The organism is Marinobacter bryozoorum (genome assembly GCF_023156245.1).
Taxonomy (GTDB): domain Bacteria; phylum Pseudomonadota; class Gammaproteobacteria; order Pseudomonadales; family Oleiphilaceae; genus Marinobacter; species Marinobacter bryozoorum.
Window position 1 is genome coordinate 1 of the sequence record NZ_JAKZAH010000078.1, and the last position, 4,980, is coordinate 4,980.

General features: G+C 55.7%; 3 protein-coding genes and 1 pseudogene. 2 read left to right on the forward strand and 2 right to left on the reverse strand.

The genetic code is table 11. The features are described from left to right. Positions 1 to 641: 641 nt before the first annotated feature. Together MLC59_RS19400 and MLC59_RS19405 are read right to left on the reverse strand one after the other, a co-directional pair. Positions 642 to 2,072 carry an esterase-like activity of phytase family protein gene (locus MLC59_RS19400; protein WP_248237248.1) on the reverse strand — a complete coding sequence of 477 codons (1,431 nt, stop codon included), beginning with the start codon at positions 2,070 to 2,072 and terminating at the stop codon, positions 642 to 644. Positions 2,073 to 2,132: 60 nt separating this feature from the next. Beyond that, positions 2,133 to 3,008 (reverse strand): hypothetical protein, encoded by an 876-nt coding sequence (locus MLC59_RS19405; protein ID WP_248237249.1) that lies wholly within the window; start codon positions 3,006 to 3,008, stop codon positions 2,133 to 2,135. A gap of 288 nt (positions 3,009 to 3,296) precedes the next feature. Here MLC59_RS19405 and MLC59_RS19410 point away from each other — a divergent pair. After that, positions 3,297 to 3,886, forward strand: a pseudogene (locus MLC59_RS19410) (IS630 family transposase); the annotation flags it as partial. A 233-nt stretch (positions 3,887 to 4,119) separates the two neighbouring features. Beyond that, positions 4,120 to 4,980 (forward strand): ISL3 family transposase (locus MLC59_RS19415; protein WP_248237250.1); only part of this gene is annotated, 861 nt, incomplete at its 3' end.

The window sequence follows — 4,980 nt, forward strand, 5'->3', positions numbered from 1 at the left end:
GCAGGTTTGACCGTTCAGGAAATCGGCGATGACTTGTTCCCTTATCTGACCATGGTTGAAGGACTCAAACTCTGTGCGCAAACGTTCACCAAGGATGTAAAGCAGTTGTCCTGCTGTGCCGGATAAATGATGTGGACGCGGGGCTCTGGAGGTACTGGGCAGCGTTAAGGTGGGTAGGCCAGCGTTGCCCTGGCATCAGTCCGCATATCCTTTTGGGAGAAGCTTCTGATTCTCCAGCCAAGAGGTGATCGCCAGACGCTTACATTTCATTGGCATTGGCATTGACTGCCTTACCCGAATGTTCGCTTTGCGACCTTTGTACCCTTTTCGAACCTCATTTTGGGAAGCCTGAATCTTTTACTGCGAGCTTGCCACAATAAGTTACCAACTATATTGTGATGGATGTGGGCTTTATTCTCGGCGATCGCCTCAAAAGTTACCAACTTTATTTATTTCTAACGATTGCGTGGTACCAAAAAGTAACGCTTCAAAAGATGATTTGTTACCAACTTTATTATTATCCTACAGCTCCCTTGCAACATGCCAACAGAGGGACCTGTGCAGTGACCAGGTCCTGGCCGTTCAGGCTTCTTGGATAGGGGCGCCGCCCGGCTTCCGGGCGACGGATACATCGGTGCGGGTCAGTCGGTGCTCAGGTCGGCCTCGACAATGAACAGTCGATTACCATCTACGGTATTGGGGTCCAGCATCTTCTGCTCCAGTTCACCACTGGTGGCCCAGGTGGCGAAGTCATCGTCATTCAGCACCCCCAGGTGCTGGTCGTCAATCACCCACAAGCCTTCCATCTTATCGTGCGGGTAGTCTACTTCGGCGACCATATCTACCACAAGGGACTTGCTGACCGGCGCGATCCCGGTGCTGGCCAGGGCACTCCAACCCTGCTCCAGAACGACCTCCTCCAGGGTTTTCCCAGACAATGTCAGGCCGAGCTCCGCATCCTGTTCAACGTCGCCACTGGCTGCAATGGTTTCCAGATTGGTTCCGGAGGCAAGATCAATGCGGTAGACCTGCTTTTGCGCATCCGGCGCTGCTGCTTCAGCACCATTGGGGCCGCCATAGAGAAAGCTGCCATCGCGCTCGATCACCAGAAACTGAGTGGCGCTCAGGGCGACAATCTCGGAGTTCGAATTCTGGGTCTTTTCCTGGCGGTAGAGGTACTGCCCGATGTCGCCGGACTCCAGGTTGACGGTCACGATGCGGGTAATGTCCAGGTCCTTCACGGCACTGCCGGGGTTATACATGGTGGACTGCATGATGCCCACCAGGGTTTTCTCATCCGGCGTAACGGCCAGACCTTCCATCCCCCGGTTGGCGCGACGGTTGCCGAATTCGGCCGGCAGAGTCAGGTCAACCCGGTCATCGTTGGTGAAGGCGTTAATACGGCCGATCTCCCGGCCCTCGGCATCGAAATGAACGATATGGGGGCCATACTCATCGCTGACCCAGAAGGTGCCGTCCGACAGGGCCACCAGACCTTCCCCGTCCAAGCCATAGTCATCAAGCGCAAACGGATTGGTGGTCTCATCGTAGGGCTGGCCGTCATCCTCAAGTATGGGCTGGCCGTCGGCGTGGTACGGCGTTTCACCGGTTCCACCCAGGGCGGAACTGTTGGGCAGGCCGGTAATCGGGGACCCATCGGGGCGCTTCAGCAGGATCGTATCAACTTGCTCGATCATACCGTCCGCCTGGACTTCGAACAGCGCAATACGGGGGGTATAGTCCGGTGTCGGGAATATCTTGCCTTTACCCTGGTCGCCCGTGAAGTTGGCATTGGGCCCCCGGTCGGTCAGGGCGTAAAAACGGTTTGCATCCGAGGGGTGGGCCGTCATCGCCGAACCGAAACCGCCGTTACGAATTTCAAACGGCTGCTGGGATTTGCCGTCAATCAGGTCATCCCTCAGCACGTTATAGGGCAGGAACACACCTTCCGCCGGATAGCTGTCAAATACGGAAGCGTTGTTGGTGTTATCGTCGCTGTCGCTGCAACCCACCAGCAGGGAAGACGCCACCAGGGATGCCAGGAGCAGTTTATGTTTGTTCATCGACTTCATTCTCTATTTCCTTCATCGCGTACAGATTACAAAAGGGCGCTCAGGCCCCCGGGCCAGGTATCACTGGCAGAATGCGGGATTAAAACCGTAGACGAAGGCCGTCTTGGTCTGGGAATCGGGGGCAACCCACGGGGACAGGGATTTGAGCGCCTCAAAAGACTTGGCCGCCCGATTGACCACCTTGCGTGTGTAATCGGCGGATCCGTCCTCATAGCGGAATGACAGTTCGGCGACCAGCGGCGACTGGGCGCCCAACGGCACCCCTTGGTACCAGAGGGTCACGCTGATCTCGGCGTCGTGCTGGCCCAGGTCGATCTCCACTCCGCGGTAGACATGTTCACGGATCACCAGGTTGCCTACCAGTGACAGGGGCTGGTCATCCGGTAGACCGTAATCATCCTCAAAGTCGGGAAAATGATGATTGATGTCCTTTATTTCGTTCAGGTTCCGTGAATTTGGGGCCTTGGTGGAATGGCCGTACACTACCTTGAACGGCTCGGTGGAAGTGGCTCCGATATCGGATTCCAGCTTGGTCTCGGCACCGGAGGTAGACGACGATACGTCTTCAAAGTCTGAAATATAGCGGTCGCGACTGCGGAACTTGAGAGTGACTTCCGACTGGCCATTTTCCACGCGATCGCGGAAGGAATAGCCCATTTGGCGGAGCTGGCAGGAACCCTGAACGTCAAAGAAGCGCACGTCCCGCTGCTTGTCCAGGGAGGCACTGCCGGAGACGTCACGGGCAATGGCCGACTCGATTTCAGTCTCGGCCAGTGCCAGAAGCTGTCCCACCGAAACCGCTTCGTTCTGGTAGGTGAACTGGCTGGCATCCAGCATCAGCTTGTACTCGCGGGAAATGACATCGGGATTGGCCTGCACCAGTGTACTGAGCAGGATGGCGACCAACAGGACCATGGGGCGGCGACAGACTGTCATAACTTACACCTTAATATGTAACCAAGCCAACAACCTGGCAGGAGCCCAACTCTAGCGAGCAAACATGACAGGTCCGATACCGTTGTATGACGACTTCATGATCACTTCATGACACACCTTGAGACACACCGACATGAATACTACCGCTACGGCCACCCGCTACAGGGTGCCTACGTGTTGCTCATCGGACGAGTTGATTAAGCCAACGGACAATGGCGCTCTCAGTCACACCTAATGACATTCTGGCCTGGGGAATGGTGTAACCTTGATCCAGCACCAGGCTGGCTGCATGCGTTGGTACTCTCGTGTGACGAAAAGAGTCAGGTACAAGCGTTGGACCGGACTCAGCCGGGTCTCCCCCTGAAGAAGGGACGAGCACAAACCATGACTCATGATTACAAACGTCATGGCACAACCACTTTGTTTGCCGCACTCAATGTGTTGGACGGGACAGTGATCGGGCAATGCCAGCAAAGGCACCGCCACATTGAGTGGCTGAAGTTCCTGCGCCAGATTAATCGTGAGACACCGAAGGACAAGGAGCTGCACCTGATCTGCGATAACTATGCGACACACAAGCATCCCGCAGTCCGGGAACGGCTGTATAAGCACCCGAGGTTCCACCTACATTTCACGCCCACCTCAGCCTCATGGCTCAATATGGTTGAACGATTTTTCGTGATCTGACGGAGGACCGTCTGCGTCGAGGAGTCTTCAGAAGTGTGGCTGACCTTACCGCCGCTATCGGAGCTTACATCCGTCGCCACAATAACGAACCAAAGCCCTTTATCTGGACGGCAAAGGCGAGCGACATACTGAGCAAGGTGGTGCGAGCAAATCGAAAATTGAGTTCCAAACAGAATGACGCACCACACTAGTATGATTCGCAGAGCAAGTTGCAGACACTGAATGATTACATGGCAGAGACGTCCGTGCTCGGCTAAGCTATTGTTTTATGGATTCATGTACAGCGTGATTGATGGTTCAAAGTCAGTAATAGTGACGCAGTCAAATTTCTGGGCTCTCTTCCATTTCGTGTGGAATCGGTCGCCAGCTAACGCCTTTTTGAGCCATACTCCCTGATATCTTCTGACCTCCAGCGAACATCTCTATGAATCCGGAACTCTTGTTCACACAAGCCTTGGGTCTGACGTCACCATGGGCTGTCGATGACATCGATTTTGACCCAAAGGCCCAGCGTATCGATTTCCGGGTCTCCTGTGAGGCGAAGCAATTACCGTGTCCTGGTTGTGGGCGAGCTGATCAGCCTATTCACGACCGGAAACCGCGAACCTGGCGGCATTTGGACTTCTTCCAGTTTGCCGCCTATGTCCATGCCGAGGTGCCCCGGGTGCGCTGCGGCGGCTGCAAGAAGACCACTCAGGTGGAAGTACCCTGGGCCCGCCCGGGTAGCCGTTTCACCCTGTTGTTCGAAGCCTTCGCTCTCACATTGGTCAAGGCCATGCCGGTATCGACCACCGCAAGGCAACTCAGGACCGACGATCGAGCCTTGTGGCGGGTACTGGATCATCATGTCACCCAGGCTCAGGGTCGTGAAGACTACAGCGCTGTGACCACTATCGGGGTCGATGAGACCGCTTGTCGGCGAGGCCATCACTACATCACGCTGGTGCATGATCTGGTCGAGCGACAACTCATCTTTGCAACGCCGGGTCGTGACGCCCGGACGCTGAAGCGATTCTCTGGGGACCTTGTTGCCCACCAGGGCCAGATCGATCAGATCCGGCACGCCAGCATCGATATGTCCAAGGCCTACATCAGTGGTCTGGGGCAGCACCTCCCCAACGCTGAGGTCACCTTTGACCGGTTCCATATCATCCAGTTGGCGAATCAAGCTGTGGATGCTGTTCGCAAGGCCGAAGTACGCCACGACCCCCGCCTGAAGCGAACCAAATGGGCCTGGCTCAAGGACATGGCCCGCTGGAGCAAAAAGCAGGATGAGGCCGTTTAC

Bases quoted from the DNA above. Each gene is read 5' to 3' on its own strand.
- MLC59_RS19400 (WP_248237248.1), bottom strand. From the start codon at position 2,072: ATGAAGTCGATGAACAAACATAAACTGCTCCTGGCATCCCTGGTGGCG.
- MLC59_RS19405 (WP_248237249.1), bottom strand. From the start codon at position 3,008: ATGACAGTCTGTCGCCGCCCCATGGTCCTGTTGGTCGCCATCCTGCTC.